Source organism: Flexithrix dorotheae DSM 6795, from assembly GCF_000379765.1.
GTDB lineage: Bacteria > Bacteroidota > Bacteroidia > Cytophagales > Flammeovirgaceae > Flexithrix > Flexithrix dorotheae.
In genome coordinates this window covers 1-15,598 of the sequence record NZ_KB903436.1, presented here as the reverse complement: position 1 = coordinate 15,598, position 15,598 = coordinate 1, and the positions used below count along the sequence as shown (strand labels likewise).

At 38.0% G+C, this 15,598-nt stretch carries 12 protein-coding genes; 7 read left to right on the top strand and 5 right to left on the bottom strand.

Features of this window, described 5'->3' with window-relative positions; translation table 11 throughout:
• Positions 1-1,017: an NAD-dependent epimerase/dehydratase family protein gene (locus A3EM_RS0110895; protein WP_020528243.1), complete on the bottom strand. Its 1,017-nt coding sequence runs from the start codon at positions 1,015-1,017 to the stop codon at positions 1-3.
• Positions 1,018-1,028: 11 nt separating this feature from the next.
• Positions 1,029-2,249 (bottom strand): Nramp family divalent metal transporter, encoded by a 1,221-nt coding sequence (locus tag A3EM_RS0110890; RefSeq protein WP_020528242.1) that lies wholly within the window; start codon positions 2,247-2,249, stop codon positions 1,029-1,031.
• A 238-nt stretch (positions 2,250-2,487) separates the two neighbouring features.
• Between A3EM_RS0110890 and A3EM_RS0110885 the strand changes: the two genes are divergently transcribed.
• The 3 genes from A3EM_RS0110885 to A3EM_RS0110875 all read left to right on the top strand — a co-directional run bounded on the left by A3EM_RS0110885 (position 2,488) and on the right by A3EM_RS0110875 (position 7,115).
• Positions 2,488-3,765 carry a Gfo/Idh/MocA family protein gene (locus A3EM_RS0110885; protein ID WP_157637831.1) on the top strand — a complete coding sequence of 426 codons (1,278 nt, stop codon included), beginning with the start codon at positions 2,488-2,490 and terminating at the stop codon, positions 3,763-3,765.
• Between the two features lie 148 nt (positions 3,766-3,913).
• A complete protein-coding gene (locus A3EM_RS45730; RefSeq protein WP_020528240.1) occupies positions 3,914-6,082 on the top strand; it encodes a beta-N-acetylhexosaminidase in 2,169 nt (722 codons plus the stop codon).
• Between the two features lie 82 nt (positions 6,083-6,164).
• On the top strand, positions 6,165-7,115 hold the full coding sequence (locus tag A3EM_RS0110875; protein ID WP_020528239.1) for a sugar phosphate isomerase/epimerase family protein: 951 nt from the start codon (positions 6,165-6,167) through the stop codon (positions 7,113-7,115).
• Between the two features lie 230 nt (positions 7,116-7,345).
• On the opposite strand, the gene agaR is transcribed toward A3EM_RS0110875, so the two are convergent.
• Entirely contained in the window at positions 7,346-8,128 is a 783-nt protein-coding gene (agaR, locus tag A3EM_RS0110870; protein WP_020528238.1) for a transcriptional repressor AgaR, read from the bottom strand.
• A 375-nt stretch (positions 8,129-8,503) separates the two neighbouring features.
• Between agaR and A3EM_RS0110865 the strand changes: the two genes are divergently transcribed.
• Positions 8,504-9,451 carry a carbohydrate kinase family protein gene (locus tag A3EM_RS0110865; RefSeq protein WP_020528237.1) on the top strand — a complete coding sequence of 316 codons (948 nt, stop codon included), beginning with the start codon at positions 8,504-8,506 and terminating at the stop codon, positions 9,449-9,451.
• Positions 9,452-9,486: 35 nt separating this feature from the next.
• Here A3EM_RS0110865 and A3EM_RS0110860 read toward each other — a convergent pair whose 3' ends face one another.
• Positions 9,487-10,347: a DMT family transporter gene (locus A3EM_RS0110860; protein WP_020528236.1), complete on the bottom strand. Its 861-nt coding sequence runs from the start codon at positions 10,345-10,347 to the stop codon at positions 9,487-9,489.
• Positions 10,348-10,638: 291 nt separating this feature from the next.
• Here A3EM_RS0110860 and A3EM_RS0110850 point away from each other — a divergent pair, with 291 nt between their 5' ends.
• The 3 genes from A3EM_RS0110850 (at position 10,639) to A3EM_RS0110840 (ending at position 14,448) form a co-directional block, all read left to right on the top strand.
• A complete protein-coding gene (locus A3EM_RS0110850) occupies positions 10,639-11,469 on the top strand; it encodes a class II fructose-bisphosphate aldolase (RefSeq protein ID WP_020528234.1) in 831 nt (276 codons plus the stop codon).
• Positions 11,470-11,493: 24 nt separating this feature from the next.
• Positions 11,494-11,727, top strand: a complete 234-nt coding sequence (locus A3EM_RS0110845) for an FAD-dependent oxidoreductase (protein WP_020528233.1) — start codon at positions 11,494-11,496, stop codon at positions 11,725-11,727.
• A 213-nt stretch (positions 11,728-11,940) separates the two neighbouring features.
• The gene (locus tag A3EM_RS0110840) at positions 11,941-14,448 is read left to right on the top strand and encodes a glycoside hydrolase family 9 protein (RefSeq protein ID WP_020528232.1); all 2,508 of its coding nucleotides are present in this window, start codon (positions 11,941-11,943) and stop codon (positions 14,446-14,448) included.
• A 100-nt stretch (positions 14,449-14,548) separates the two neighbouring features.
• Here the strand turns inward: A3EM_RS0110840 and A3EM_RS0110830 are convergent, their stop codons facing one another.
• Positions 14,549-15,577, bottom strand: a complete 1,029-nt coding sequence (locus A3EM_RS0110830; RefSeq protein ID WP_425402057.1) for a PAS domain-containing sensor histidine kinase — start codon at positions 15,575-15,577, stop codon at positions 14,549-14,551.
• Between the last annotated feature and the right edge of the window lie 21 nt (positions 15,578-15,598).

Sequence of the window (15,598 nt, the reverse complement as noted above, 5' to 3'; positions counted from 1 at the left end):
TTAGTAATTTCCTTTTCTTTCCTGAAAATGTGTTGGTTTATTTATCAGTGCCCCACCTTCTTCCAGCCACATGGCCGTAGCGTCAATAATGGTTTGGAGGGACACTTTTGGATATCCAAATAGCTTATGCGCCTGAGAAGCATTATTAAGAAGTGCAGTGGATTGTTCTTCTTTGATAAAATGAGGTTTTTTCCCAAACCTGAGTCCAAATTCATTGGCAAGCCAACGAATTGAAACCGTTTCTGGCCCCGTGATATTTAAAATTTCCATTGGGTTTTTGCAATGCTTTAGCGAACGCAGGGCATATTCATTTGCATCACTTTGCCAAATTACATTTACATGACCGGTAGAGAGATCAATTGGTTCTTCATTCCTTACAGATTTGGCAATTTCAACCAAAACACCATACCTGAAATCTACCGCATAATTGAGCCGGTAAATCAACATTGGTGTTTTGTTTATTTTTGAAAAATGTTCAAATACCCTTTCCCGGCCAAGGCATGATTGGGCATATTCTCCTACCGGACCCGGCTGGACAGACTCAGTTGCACCTCCAGAAACCAGTGGAACCAGGGGATATACATTTCCTGTGGAAAATACCACAATATTAGAATGCTTAAATTTACTTGCGATCCTGCCGGGAAGGTAAGCATTCATTGCCCAGGTGAAAGATTCATTTCCCTGCGTACCAAATTTTGTCCCGGCCATATAAATGACATTTCGAACATCTGGTAACGCTTCCAGGTCTTTTTCATTCAAAAGATCCGCTTTGATGGTTTCAATTCCTTTCTTATTGAGATCCTGCTCCAGATTTTCGGAAGAAAAACGGGAAACTCCTATCACTCGATTTGTCTTTCCTGCTTTTTGTAATGCCTGTTTTGCCAGCAAAGCAAGGCTTGGTCCCATTTTCCCCCCCACACCCAATATTAAAATATCATCCTCCAGGTTTTTCAAGTCTTCGATTAAGTCTGCAGAGGGCTGCAAAAGTAAATCTTCTAATTTTTTCAGGTCTCCCATACTTTGTTTGTTTATTTAATAAATAAAAAATAGATATGATTGCCCGCTAAAAAAAGTAATAGAAGCAGGCCTAAGGAACAGGTGATGTTCTGAGTGATATTATTTTTTTGCTCACCCATAATATTTTGGTCATTGGCAATTAATAGTAGTGCTACTGCGATCATAGGAGCAAGTACAATGGTGATGGCCTGAGCAAAAATGATAAGTTCCAGGGGCAGTTTGCCAAATGACAATGCAATGACAGCCCCCACCACCATGACAAGCATGATCAGCAATTTCACATTTTTGTTGTCAAGTCTGTTTCCAAGGGAAAAAGCATCTGCAAATAATGCCCCTCCAATGGTTGCATTTCCAACCAGAGAAGAGAAAGAAGCCCCAAACAGACCCAGCATAAAAATCAATGCTGTGATCTTTCCAAATAAAGGCTCCAGTGCCAGCCCCATATCCAGTGCTGATTTAACTTCCACTCCTTTGGGATGCAATACAGCAGCCGCGTTTATCATGATAAATGCGGATATTAAGCCTAATATGAATATCCCTGTTAAGCTTTCGCGCTTGCCCTGTTTGAGCTCCTCCTTTTTCCAGCCTTTTTCCTTGACAAGGTAAGCCTGGTAAAATACTCCTACAATGGAAAAGCTCGATGCGATCAGTGCTATGGTTAAAATTTCAGCTCCTTTCGGAAGGGTAGGCACGAATCCCTGTAAAACATCTGCCAGGTTTGGTTGAGCCAGCACAAGGGTGATGAAAAATGAGGCTAACATCAATCCAACCATGGCCAGCATGATCCGCTCCAGCACTTTATAAAATGATTTAAAAAAAAGTAATGAAATTCCCAAGGCGGTAAAACCGATAACCCAGGGAATGGTGGAAGTTTCTGTCAATTCTGCGAAAGCCAGTCCAGCTCCAATGGTATTTCCCGCCTGAAAAGAGGAAGTAATCAGGAATATGCCTAAGCCTATAATAATTGCTGTGCCTTTCCCCCATCTTCCTCTTATTTCCCCAAGGAGGGAGTTTTTGGAAACCATACCAATTCTGGCACCCATTTCAGTATAGCTCATCATAAAAAAAACTGATAAGGCAACTACCCAAATCATATTGAAGCCATACATGGCTCCCATCTTAGAGGTAATCGTTAAACTTCCCGGACCAAAAACCAAAGCAGCAGTGATTATTCCAGGACCAACAGAAACCAATCGCTTTTTTATAGATACTATAGTATTGTTTTTTTGCATAAAAATCCAAACAAGGTTTATTGATCAGAGCCGATAACTTTCATGAGCCCCCTTCTAAAAATAATGAAATATTGAAGGATATAATAATAAAGCAAAAGTAATGAATTCCTTAAAAAAGAAAGGTTTCGTAAATTTTATTTCTCAAAAATAATGAAATAAAATAAAAAATGGTATCTTTGCTAAGAAAATAAAATCTCTCACTATGAAAATAACCAAAAATATTAAAAGAAGGGACTTTATGAAAAAGAGTTCCTTAGCGATAGGAGGGGGAGTAGCCTTGAGTTCGTTGTCTTTTTCAAAAAGTGTTTTTGCTTCAGGAACAGACCAAATAAAGGTTGGACTCGTGGGTTGTGGGGGCAGGGGAACTGGTGCTGCTGTTCAGGCATTAAAAGCGGGAGCTAATATAAAGCTTGTGGCTATGGCTGATGTATTTAAGGAGCAATTAGATAAAAGCTACACCCATATCATGGCAATGGAAGAAATTAAAGGACAGGTGGAAGTACCAGAAAAAAATAAGTTTGTAGGCTTTGATGGATACCTGAAAGTCATCCAGGAATCAGATGTTGTCCTATTAGCGACACCTCCCGGCTTTCGTCCAGCGCATTTTGAAGCATCCGTAGATGCAGGAAAGCATGTATTTATGGAAAAGCCTTTGGCTTGTGACGGGCCGGGTTTAAGAAAGGTATTGGCTACTGGTAAAAAAGCTACTCAAAAAAACCTGAAAGTAGTGGTGGGACTACAAAACAGATATGATCCAGGCTATACTCAAATGGTGGAGCAGATCAAAGAAGGAAAGATCGGAGAGATACTCTCTTCAACCTGCTACTATATGAAGGGCAGTTATAAGGTCGTTCCAAGGTCTTCTGTAAATTCCGAGTTGGCTTTTCAAATAAAAAACTGGCATTTCTTCAATTGGTTGTGGGGCGCTGCACCCGCAGGACTTCAGATTCATAATACAGATATTGTACATTGGGCAAAGGGAGCCTATCCGGTTAGTGCTCAGGGCATGGGGGGAAGAGCTGTTTTGGATGGCCCCGATACAGGAGAGGTATTCGATCACTTTTACATTGAATATCTGTATGCCGATGGTACTACCATGCATAGTCAGATTCGGGTGATGGATAATACCTGGAATAAAAACGGGACTTTTTTCATTGGTTCCAAAGGTACAGCCAATGTAAATAAGGGCATCAAAGATTTGAGTGGTAATAAAATCTGGAAATACAGGGACAAGGAAAACCTTAACCCTTACCAGATTGAACACGATAAATTATTTGAAGCCATCGTAAATGATACTCCGATTAATGATACCGAATTTGGAGCTAAAAGCTCACTGGCTGCAATAATGGGTAGAATGGCCTGTCACTCGGGTCAGGTGGTTACCTGGGAAGATTGCCTGAACTCTGAGGTAAAGCTTTCCCCGGATAACATGGACTGGGATACTACAGCCCCAATTTTACCAGATGAAAATGGCATTTACCCTGTACCTAAACCAGGTATATCTAAAGTGTATTAATTGAGGTAAAGCCCATATTTTTTTACGATTTTCCATCATAAACCCTTCATCTGAATGAAGGGGTGCTTTTGCCTTATCTATTGTTAAAACTTGCTTTGTTGGAAATCTCCCAGCTTTAATAATTTTTAAAAACTTAACTACTAAATAAATGAAATCTTTCAAGATAATTTCATCTTTTTTTGCCTTTTCCCTCTCCCTGGTATTCCTGTTGACCTTTAAAGCAAAAGCCACTGATTTATACCAGCTTGGATTAAATGTAATACCTTACCCACAAGAAGTAATTGTTGATGGTGACAATTTTTATTTTGAATCTCCAATTTCCATAGTTCTTGACCCAAATGCCTCTGAAGATGATAAGTTTACTGCAGATGTATTAATAACCGAATTAAAGGAGGAGTTTGGGATCACAGCCAAAATAGCTTCCAATCCATCCGGAAATTCAATTATCCTGACTAAAAAAGGGATTTCAAGAAAGGTAGGCGTGGAGGGTTACCATCTTTTTGTGGATCATAAATTACTTACCATAAAAGCAGAATCTTCTACTGGTCTTTTTTATGGTGCCCAAACTTTGCTTCAATTAATAAAAAAAGGAAAGTCAGTGCCTTTTATTTATGGCATGCAGATTACCGATTGGCCGGATATTAAAGAAAGAGCAGTCCATTACGATACCAAACATCATCAGGATAAAAAGGCCTATGTGGAAAGTTTTATCCGGGATATGGCCAAATACAAAATCAATATGCTGGTATGGGAATGGGAAGATAAATTAGCTTATCCCTCTCAACCTGAAATTGGTGCACCCGGAGCGTTTACCATGGCTGAAATGCAGGAATTTACGGCTTATGCTAAAAAATATCATATTGAGTTGGTTCCCCTGGTACAAGGCCTTGGTCATGTGAGTTTTATATTAAAATGGCCCCAGCATGCACATCTGAGGGAAATTGCCAATTCTAACTGGGAATTTTGCCCTTTAAAAGAAGGAAGCTACGACTTACTCTTCAGGCTATGGGATGATGCCATAGAAGCGACCCCAGGATCTGAATATATCCATATTGGTAGTGATGAAACTTATGAGTTGGCGCATTGCCAACAATGTAAAGCTAAGGCCAGCGAGATAGGGGCAAGTGGTGTGTATCATTTATTTGTGAATAAAGCGACAAAGTACCTCAAATCAAAGGGTAGGAAAGTAATGGCCTGGGAAAGACCAATGGGTTGGAAAATGAGCCAATCACCCGCTGTAGGAATTGAGCCTGACCGGGACCTGGTACTTACGGAAAGTTACGAATATGAAAAACCAGGTTTCAAATATGCCAAAGAAGCAAAAGCATTAGGACATGAAGTTTTTGCTTATGATCCTAACCCGGGTATTGAGCAAATGTTTCTTCCGTATTTTTTCAGGGAATCAAAGCAGGGGAGGAAAGAAGGAAGCCTCGAAGGTTCTTATAAATTTCTGACTTCTACGGCCATTTCAGGAGTATTTGATGGTATGATCAACACTTCATGGGATGATTCCGGGTTGCATAACCAGGTATGGATGTTAAGCTTTGTCACCTCAGCAGCTTTTTCATGGAATGGCAAAAAACCTGGTCTGGAAGAATTTACCCACAGTTTTTTTAATAATTACTATGGTGAAGATGCTACAGATATGCAAGAGTTGTTTGAGCTCTTGAATGAGGGGGCTTTTTATTATATGAACACATTTGAGCGAAAGGTTTGGGCCTGGGGAGATGTGGGTAAAACCCATTTACCTGACCTCCCAAGGGGTGATGCCTTGGAATATGATCCTTATTGGATCAGGGAATACCGGGAAATGCTTCTCAAATCTTCAAAAATAAATGAGAAAATGAAGCGGGCTATTCAGATTACGGAAAACAACCTGAATCTGCCTGTTAAAAATAAATATGACTTTGAAATCTTCCGGAGTATCGCCCGAATGATAACACATACCACCCAGACATATAAAGATCTTGAAAGTTTGGAAAACCTGATCACCAAGGCACACAGAAGTCATTTTATAGATCATAAAATTGCGTATAACTATATGGAAGAAGCCTCTTTACTGATCACAAAAAGTATTGAAAGGAGAGCTCAGGTTTATGGTGATTTAGTGAAAACCTGGGAGAAATCTCGTTTGCCCAAAGGGTATTCTACAGCAAATCAAAAATATTTCTTTCAGCAGGACCGGGCAAGACATTTTGCACAAAGAACAGCAGATATGTCCTACATGATTTATGATGAACAGTTACTGGATTTGGAAGGATACCAAAACAAGTTGAAAGAATATATGAAGTATTACGCTGATACTTACCTCAAATAAGCATTACTACTTATTGAGAAAGTGTATTTTAATTCAGAAAAACGGTTTTAATCAATCATCTATAATCCATCATTTATTCAAAATGAAAAGAAGGGATTTTATCAAATTTTCGGCTGTCTCAGGCTTGGGAATTACCATGGGAGAAAATTGGAAAAATAATTTCCTGTCTGTTGAAAGTGAAAAGAATGCCAACCCCATTTGTATCTTTTCCAAACATCTGGATTGGATGGATTTTAGGGAATTGGGTGCATTTGCCAAAAAACTAGGATTTGATGGAGTGGACCTCACCGTAAGAAAAAAAGGCCATGTCCTTCCTTATGAGGTAGAAGAGCAATTGCCAAAAGCCATTGAAGAAATTACCAAATCAGGTGTGGCAGTTCCAATGATAGCTACTGATATCCATAATGCTGATGAACCTTATACAGAGCGGGTATTGAAAACCGCAAGCCAATGTGGTATTAAAATTTACCGCATTGAGTATTCCTATTTTGATAAAAATATAAGCATAGAGGAAAATCTGGAAATCTATAAGGATAAATTCAAAAAGCTTTCGGAACTAAACGAAAAGTATGGGATTCATGGAGCTTATCAAAACCATGATGGAGTGGGAAGGATAGGGGCTTCAATTTGGGATTTGTGGTACCTCATAAAAGACCTGGACCCGAAATGGATAGGGGTACAGTTTGATATCAGACATGCAATTGTTGAAGGGAGTTCCTCCTGGCCCAATGATTTAAAATTGATCCAAAAGTTTATCAAATGCAGTGCAGTTAAAGACTTCCACTGGACCCAAACAAACAAAAGGGAATGGGAAATAAAAAATGTACCCCTGGAGGAAGGTATGGTCAATTTTGATCAATACTTTGACTTGTACAAGGCTATGGATTTAGCTGGTCCTATTTCTTTGCACCTGCCTTACCTAACCTATAAGGGGATTACCAATAAACAGGAAAAAGAGCTGTTGGCTAAAGCCACCATGAAAAAAGATTTAACAACTATAAAAGCGAGATTGAAAATAAAGGAGATGAAATAATAATATACCGTAAGGTTTTTAAGATATCAAAGGTTAATTCATGTTGAATTGTGTTTAGTATACAGATTACTATGTTTTCACCTTATCCTTTTAACCCAATTCATAAGAACGGTAGCCACCGACCATGAAAACTAAAAACTCCACCTTAACCAATAACTAAGTGAGAAAAATAAAAAACACCAGGGATTTCTCTGGTGTTTTTTATTTGGGCTAATGTGAAATAACGTCTTTCAGGCAATGACAACCTTTATACCCAGGCTTTCCATTTTCTCCTTCTTTTCCAGAGAAATTCCTTTATCAGTAATAACGGTATCTATTTTATTCACAGGAGCTATAAAAGCAAATCCTCTTCTTTCAAATTTACTGGAATCTGCCACTACAATCACTTCTTTTGAAACTTCTATCATAATCTGGTTTAAATGCGCCTCTTCAATGTTAGGAGTAGAAATCCCGTGGTCAATATCAAAGCCATCAACCCCTAGAAATAACTTATCACAAAAGTAGTTTCTGAAGCCTTTCTCAGCAAGAATCCCTGTAAGGGAAAGTGAATCCGGCCGCAGGGTCCCACCGGGAATTATGACATTAATATTCTTGATTTCAGCTAAATAAGTAGCCACATTTAGCGCATTGGTAATAACCGTAAGCTGTTCAAACTTGCTAAAATTTTTAGCTACTTCATAGGTGGTTGAGCCAGAGTCCAGGATGATAGTATTCCCTTCTTCGATGAATTCAATGGCTTTTTTCCCAATTTCCTTTTTTTCCTGCAGGTGCTTTTTTTGTTTGTCGGATAATGGGTGATCAAGACCAACATAATTTTGCTTTATTTTCATTGCGCCCCCTCGTGCCCTAATCAGCATATTCTTTTTTTCAAGATTCGTCAGGTCATTTCTAATGGTGACCTCACTAACACCCAGGGCTGTGCTTAATTCGCTCACGGTCACTTGCCCATTTTTATTAAGCTTGTCCAGAATTGCAATTCTTCGACTTACTGTTGATTTATTTTCACCATCCATTTGACTGCCTTGTTAAACTTTGTTTTGTATAAAAATGATTTTTCGGAATGAATCAAAAGTCAAAAATAACACTTTGATACATATATTATAGTTTATTCCGGGTTATAGTAAAAAATTACATAAGTAAATTCTGTGTATTCATTGAGTTTTCTTTTGTTTGTAAATTGCCAGGTTTTTAATCTTTCTTTCTACATCCAGGAAAAAAATTTTTAATGTCTTCAAAACCTTTCTTTATTTAAATATATCGAAAGATAATGCAAATATACTTGTTATAAAAGAAATGTAATTATAATTTAGCAAAACCATGGTTTTTAAACCTTACATTGGTGGGTGCGAATTATGGAAAGGTCCTCTAAAATATAAAAAAATGCTAAAATGGAGAAAGATTTAGACGTAATCGTAGTTGGGGAATTAAATGTAGATTTGATTCTTAACAGTATCCAGGGATTTCCCGTGGTAGGGAAAGAAATAATTGCCAAAAATATGGACCTTACCCTTGGGAGCTCATCAGCTATATTTGCCTCAAATATTAGCAAACTGGGTGCAAAAACAGCTATAATTGGTAAGGTAGGAAAAGACCTTTTCGGAAAGTTAATTATTTCAAGTCTTCAGGAAAGCGGGGTTGATGTTTCTTTAATAATAGAAGATGCATTTCTGACCACAGGGGCTACGGTGGTGTTGAATGTGGATGAAGACAGAGCAAATCTTACCCATCCGGGAGCCATGGACCATTTGGTATTTGAAGATATTGGTATTGAACAATTACAAAGAGCAAGGCATTTGCACCTTTCCTCTGTTTTTCTACAAAATGGACTGCAAAAAGATGTGGGAAGGTTATTTAAATTGGCCAAACAACTTGGACTTACTACTTCTTTTGATATGCAATGGGACCCAAATGAAAAATGGGAACTTGACCTCCCTGGAATTTTACCTCATGTGGATATATTTCTGCCCAACCAAACCGAATTGCTTTTGGCTACAAAAAGTACGCTTCTAGAGGAAGCAATTGAGAAGGTAAAAAAATGGTGCAAGGTCCTGGTGATAAAAAGGGGAAGAAAAGGGTCATTGGTATTTTATAATGGTAAATCCAGGGATATGCCCCCGTTTTTAAATGAGAAAGTGGTGGACTCAATCGGTGCTGGAGATAGCTTTAATGCAGGTTTTGTCTGGAAATATATTAATCAATCTCCAGTGGAGGAATGCCAGCGGTTTGGTAACCTGACAGGTGCTGTTTCAACAACCTATCCCGGAGGCACAACAGCTTTTAAAAATATGGAAGTTTTTAAACAAATTGCCCTGGAAAAATTCGGTGAAAGTCTCTAAAAAGGCTCTTTCAAATTTTTAATGGCAAAGTAAAGTTACTCTGCCATTAAAAATATAGCTACAACGGCCAGGATCATCCCAATTAAAATAATCCAATGGGGAAATACTGCGTAAATAATGAGTGATAAAATAATGGTGATTACTGGCCCGCCTGCATTGGTTAATGGACTGACAATAATAGCTTTACCATATCTGAATGCATACACCAGACTCAAAGCCCCTATAGAATTCATGACCTGAATGCCCCCAGCCAGCAGTGGTCCATCCCAACCCCAATTGATAGGTTGATCAAAATCGGTCATCAAAATAGGAATGGGTAGTAAGGCAATACTCGAAATGGCCATGTAAAAAAAGATACTTTCTGCGGACATGGACTGATTGGCAAGTTTCATGAAAAAAGCCTGAATCCCCCAGGCTAAAAAAACAAAAAGGGCCAAAAAAATCCATAGGTGCCCGTATGAGCCATTTTCCGGGGGTTGATAGGATAGCATAGGTATGGCCACTAAAGCTAAGCCAATTCCAATCCAGGTTTTGAGTGAAGTTCTTTCCTTTAAAAAAATAAAGGAAAATAAGATGGTAACAACAGGAGAAAGGGAGATAAAAGGGAAAATAAGATAAGCAGGCCCCAAACTAAGTGCTTTAAATAATACCAGTTGCCCCAATGCTCCTAAAAGCCCTATAAGGACTCCTTGGAGTATCGATTTTCTGTTTTTTTCTATTTTCCATTTGATGTTCTTTAATGCAAAAAATGTAGGTATTAGCATCGTAAATGCCCATACACAATAACTTAAGGTTTCCGGAAACCCTCTTTTTTCAGGTATTTCAATTAATGCTCCCCAAGCTCCCCAAAAAATAGTGGTAGTGATTGCGTAAGCTAACCAAGGTGTCGATTTCATTATGATATTAATAATGTTTTGAAAGTGTAAATAAGAAATTACTCTTAAATAAACTTAATGATTACTATTGTAAAATATTTTGAAAGATATATATTTGCTATTAAAAATAAAACGAAAGTTTAATAAAAGGTTTTGTTTTTATAAATCCTAAGGAAATAGGATGACTCGTTTGCCTGAACCATTAGGATTATTGGCCAAAAAACTGGGCTCACGGTCTCATAAAACTGGAAAAGCAGATGAAACTGACCTTTAGAAAAGTCTTTTTGAAATAACAGCTTAAAAAATTAATACATGAACTTACAGGATAAATTAAGAGAATGTCAGGAAAACCAGGAAGCACTCCTGGCTTGTAATTTTTACAATTACGAAACCTTACGAAGTATACTGACTGCTGCCAGAGAAACGGAAATGCCTGTGATTTTGCAGTTGACAAAAAGCTCTATAGATTATATGGGAATGTCAGTAGCTGTAGAGATGGCACGTACCGGGTTGAAACAATTCCAGGTTGAAGGCTGGATACACCTGGATCATGGAGGATCTATTGAATTAGTGGAAGAATGCCTGAAAGCAGGTTTTGATTCAGTAATGATTGATGCGAGTGAAAAAGAATTTAAGGAGAATATCAAAACCACAAGAAAAGCAGTTTTGATCGCCAAAAATTATGGTGCCAATGTGGAAGCAGAACTTGGTTACATTGCCAAATTAGGTGAGTCACATCAGAAAGTTGGCTTCACAGACCCAGAAGAAGCCAGGCTGTTTATTGAGGAAACTGGCATTAATGCCCTTGCTGTAGCTATAGGATCCGCACATGGATTTTATCAGGGAGAACCCAAATTAGATTTTGAAAGATTAAGCGCCATTAGGAAGGAAACAAATGCATGCCTTGTATTGCATGGGGGTTCTGGGATACCAGATGTTGCCTTGAGAGAGGCTGTTAAAAGGGGAATTTGCAAAATCAATTTGGCCACCGAAATTAAAAATATGTTTATGCAAAGTTTAAGTGGTCTTTTGCAAAAAAACTCGGAAATTGACCTCAGAAAGGTTTTTCCCCCAGCCATGCTTGCGGTCTCTGATTTAGTTAACCATAAATTACAGGTAGTTAGTGGGAAAAATTTCTTGTAAAAATAAAGTAGAAGATAATATGGTTTGGCAGCTTATGGAATGGACTCCCGTAAGGTGCAGCGTTATGTCACAGCAGAGGGGTTTGCACGCAATGAAGGAAATGTGGGAGCCTATGTTTCAACTCCATTTTTTATAATTTACCGATCAATTATTCCAAAACAGGAAGAATGTAGTAATTTATTCGTACCCGTATGCCTAAGGGCATTCCATATTGCATTTGACTCTATACAAATGGAACTTATTTTTAAAGTACTTTGACAATCTGCAGCCACTGAAGCGGTATTAACATTGGAACAAAATTCTTCACTTCATGATCTGGAGTATGAAGTACTGAAACAAAGATTAAAAGCCAAGAATATCAACCGTTCATAATTACACATTGTATCACCACCTGAAAGCACAAAAAATTGTATTAATTTGCTTCTTAATGTCTACTACACTATTAGTTTAACCATATAGTCAACATTTAGAATGAAAAACATCTTATTAATCTCAATTTTTTTACTAAACTTTTCAGCAACCAATTTAACTACAGAACAAGCTTCCTGGATTAGGATAAATAACCTGGGGTATCTCCCAGGCTCCACTAAAGTAGCCGTTTTGGTCTCAAAAACAGTACTGAATCCTACCACTTTTTCTTTGCATGATGTGTTTACTGATGAGCAAGTATTCACTTCCCAAAAAATAGAATCCAAAGGAGCGTTTGGGCCATTTAAGACTGGCTATCGGCTCAATTTTTCCGATTTCAGGCAAAAAGGGAAATATTACATTAAGGTAGGACAGGTTATTTCACCTGAAATTAGAATTCATAAGCAAGTTTATGACCACACTGCTGATTTTCTTTTGAAATACATGCGTCAGCAAAGGTGCGGATATAACCCTTTTTTAACAGATTCCTGTCATTTGGATGACGGATACATTATCTACCATCCTACCAAAACCGGAGAAAGAATTGATGTGACCGGAGGCTGGCATGATGCCACCGATTATCTACAATACACCGCTACCTCAGCCAATGCTGTTTTTCAACTTTTATTTGCTTATCAGGAAAATCCGGAGGTATTTGGGGATGCCTATCAGGCAAACGGATTACCCGGACCAAATGGCATTCCAGATGTAATTGATGAAGCCAAATTCGGGATGGATTGGCTGAAAAGAATGAATCCTTCCCCAACAGAATATTACAATCAAATTGCTGATGACAGAGATCATGCAGGATTTCGATTGCCCAATAAGGACTCCGTTGTTTACAATGAAAATTATAAGGGAAGGCCTGTGTACCTGGCCTCTGCAGAGAAACAAGGCTTAAAAAAGTACCAAAACAGATCCACAGGAGTTGCTTCTACTGCGGGAAAATTTGCCTCTGCATTTGCTTTGGGTGCAGCCATATTGCCCGATTTTTTTCCGGAATACTCCGAAGATCTACAGAAAAGGGCAGAAGATGCATTCAAATATGGAATGGCTAACCCGGGAGTAAGTCAAACCGCTCCGTGTAAAGGCCCCTATTTTTATGAGGAAGATAATTGGTTGGATGATATGGAACTTGCAGCGAGTCAGTTATTTAAAGTGACCGGCAAAGAATTCTATAAAAAAGAAGGTTTAAAATTTGCATCAGCGGAAAAACTTACTCCATGGATTGGGCGTGATTCCGTGAGTCACTATCAATACTATCCTTTTTTAAATGTAGGACATTTTGAATTTGCCCAGTCCACAAAAAATATGGATAAAGCCCAGGTGATTTCCTACTACAAAGAGGGATTGGAGACTTTATACCAAAGGGGAAAGGAAAATCCATTTTTTATCGGAACTCCATTGGTCTGGTGCTCTAACCATTTTGTCTCGGCTGGAATGACTCAGGCAAAATTGTACAGAGAAATTACAAATGACAACCAATATTTGGAAATGGAAGCCGCATTGCGGGACTGGCTTTTTGGATGTAATCCATGGGGAACCACTATGATTGTAGGTTTGCCTAATTACGCAGATTCTCCTGTAAAACCACATTCATCTTTACTTATTCTCAATGGCTATCAGACTTATGGCGGGCTGGTAGATGGGCCTGTTTATGGTTCGATTTTCAAAAAACTGATTGGGCTTGAGCTTTATGAAGAAGACAGTTATGCTGAATTTCAATCTGATTTTGTGGTTTACCATGATGATGCGGGAGATTATTCTACCAATGAACCCACTATGGATGGTACCGCAAGTCTGGTATATTATCTTTCCGCTATGGAAAAAGAAAGTTTGGAAAAAGGCCATGTGAAAAAGGCATATACCTACGATGGAAGCGGGGCAATTATCAGGGGAGATAAAAGCAAAAAGCAAATCAATCTGGTGTTTACAGGAGACCAATTTGGAGATGGGGCAGAGGTTATTTTAAACACACTCAAAAAATATAATATTCAGGGTTCATTTTTCCTTACTGGCAATTTTTACCGCAATGAAGTATTCCATGATTTTATTCAAAAGGCGCAAAAAGATGGCCATTACCTGGGTGCTCATTCCGACAAACATTTGCTTTATAATGACTGGACTAAAGAAAAAAAACGATTGGTTTCCCATGATGAATTTACCCTGGATTTACTGAATAATTATAAGGAAATGGAAAGATTTGGAATACTAAAAGAGAATGCCCCATACTTCCTGCCTCCCTATGAATGGAATGATGAAATGATTACCCAGTGGACTGCACAGTTAGATCTACAATTGATCAATTATTCACCAGGAACAATTTCACATGCAGATTATACCACTCCGGAAATGGAAAATTATAAGGGTAGTGAAGTAATTCTGCAATCCATTTTCGAACTTGAAGAAAAGGAAGGGCTTAATGGATTTATGCTGCTAAGCCATATAGGAACAAATCCGGATAGGAAAGACAAGTTTTACCTCAAACTTGACCAAATGATTCAGTCTATTCAGAAAAAAGGATATGAATTTGTCTCACTCCCAGAATTGCTTCGGTTAAAGCCTGATTGATGAAGATTGCTTTTTCCACCCAAACAATTTGACTGGAGGCGGTAAACAACAGCAAAAAAACTATTCAGGAATTAATCCATTTTTTGAGACAAAAAATGGATTAATTTTGATTTTCAACCGATTTTTTTAGGGTAAATAAAAAAGTACTTCCCTGGTTAACTTTACTTTCTAACCAGATTTTACCTCCATGAAGTTCTACTATCCTTTTACAATTGGCCAGCCCTAATCCATTTCCATCTGTATCTGTCCCATTGGAAAGTCTGGAAAATGGAACAAATATTTTATTAAAATCGCACTGCTCAATCCCAATTCCATTGTCACACACTCGAAATTCGTAATGATCACACTGTTCTGTAAAGGAAATGGAGATTTTAGGGTTTATATCCTTCCGGTGGTATTTCATTCCATTTGCAACAAGATTCTGAATCAATTGTCGAAAAGGGACTTTATAAACCGGGATGGTGGGCATTTCCTTAAAATACAGATCNGCCNGNGTTTCATCCATTAAGCTTTTCAGGTCACTTTTTACAGCNTCTAAAATCTGATTGATATTAACTTCTTCCAATAAATATTGCTGATCTGTTATGGAATAATCCAGTAAACTTGTTACCAAATCTCTCAANCTTTCAATCGACCTTNGAGCTATCTCCATACACTTCCCTACATTCTCTTCTAGCGAATAATTTTTTAAAACATGATTAAAAATTTGCTTCACTGAGTTTAATGGACTTTTTAAATCATGAGAAGCGATATAAACAAAATTTTCAATTTCCTTATTTTTTTGCTCGTTTTTAATCAATTGAGTATTTAAATTTTCCAGGGCAATTTTAAGGTTGCTAATGTCTTGTCTTATAGCCATATACTCAATAATATTTCCCTGCTCATCTTTAAAAGGAATAATGGCAGTATCTACCCAGTAAAAAGAACCATCCTTTGCTTTGTTTTTAATTTCGTCCATCCANATTTTACCTGAGGAAATGGTTTTCCACATGTGTCTAAAAAAAGCTTTGGAGTGGTGTCCCGAATTCACAATTGAATGTGTATTCCCAAGTAATTCTTCTCTTGAATATTTTGAAATATGACAAAACTTGTCATTAACATATTTAATTACTCCCCTTTTATCAGTGATGGCTACAATTGAAGCCTGATC

What these genes read in the sequence shown, in the direction of transcription:
- A3EM_RS0110895 (WP_020528243.1), bottom strand. Translation starts at nt 1,017, where the DNA reads ATGGGAGACCTGAAAAAATTAGAAGATTTACTTTTGCAGCCCTCTGCA.
- A3EM_RS0110890 (WP_020528242.1), bottom strand. Translation starts at nt 2,249, where the DNA reads ATGCAAAAAAACAATACTATAGTATCTATAAAAAAGCGATTGGTTTCT.
- A3EM_RS0110885 (WP_157637831.1), top strand. Translation starts at nt 2,488, where the DNA reads ATGAAAAAGAGTTCCTTAGCGATAGGAGGGGGAGTAGCCTTGAGTTCG.
- A3EM_RS45730 (WP_020528240.1), top strand. Translation starts at nt 3,914, where the DNA reads ATGAAATCTTTCAAGATAATTTCATCTTTTTTTGCCTTTTCCCTCTCC.
- A3EM_RS0110875 (WP_020528239.1), top strand. Translation starts at nt 6,165, where the DNA reads ATGAAAAGAAGGGATTTTATCAAATTTTCGGCTGTCTCAGGCTTGGGA.
- agaR (WP_020528238.1), bottom strand. Translation starts at nt 8,128, where the DNA reads ATGGATGGTGAAAATAAATCAACAGTAAGTCGAAGAATTGCAATTCTG.
- A3EM_RS0110865 (WP_020528237.1), top strand. Translation starts at nt 8,504, where the DNA reads ATGGAGAAAGATTTAGACGTAATCGTAGTTGGGGAATTAAATGTAGAT.
- A3EM_RS0110860 (WP_020528236.1), bottom strand. Translation starts at nt 10,347, where the DNA reads ATGAAATCGACACCTTGGTTAGCTTACGCAATCACTACCACTATTTTT.
- A3EM_RS0110850 (WP_020528234.1), top strand. Translation starts at nt 10,639, where the DNA reads ATGAACTTACAGGATAAATTAAGAGAATGTCAGGAAAACCAGGAAGCA.
- A3EM_RS0110840 (WP_020528232.1), top strand. Translation starts at nt 11,941, where the DNA reads ATGAAAAACATCTTATTAATCTCAATTTTTTTACTAAACTTTTCAGCA.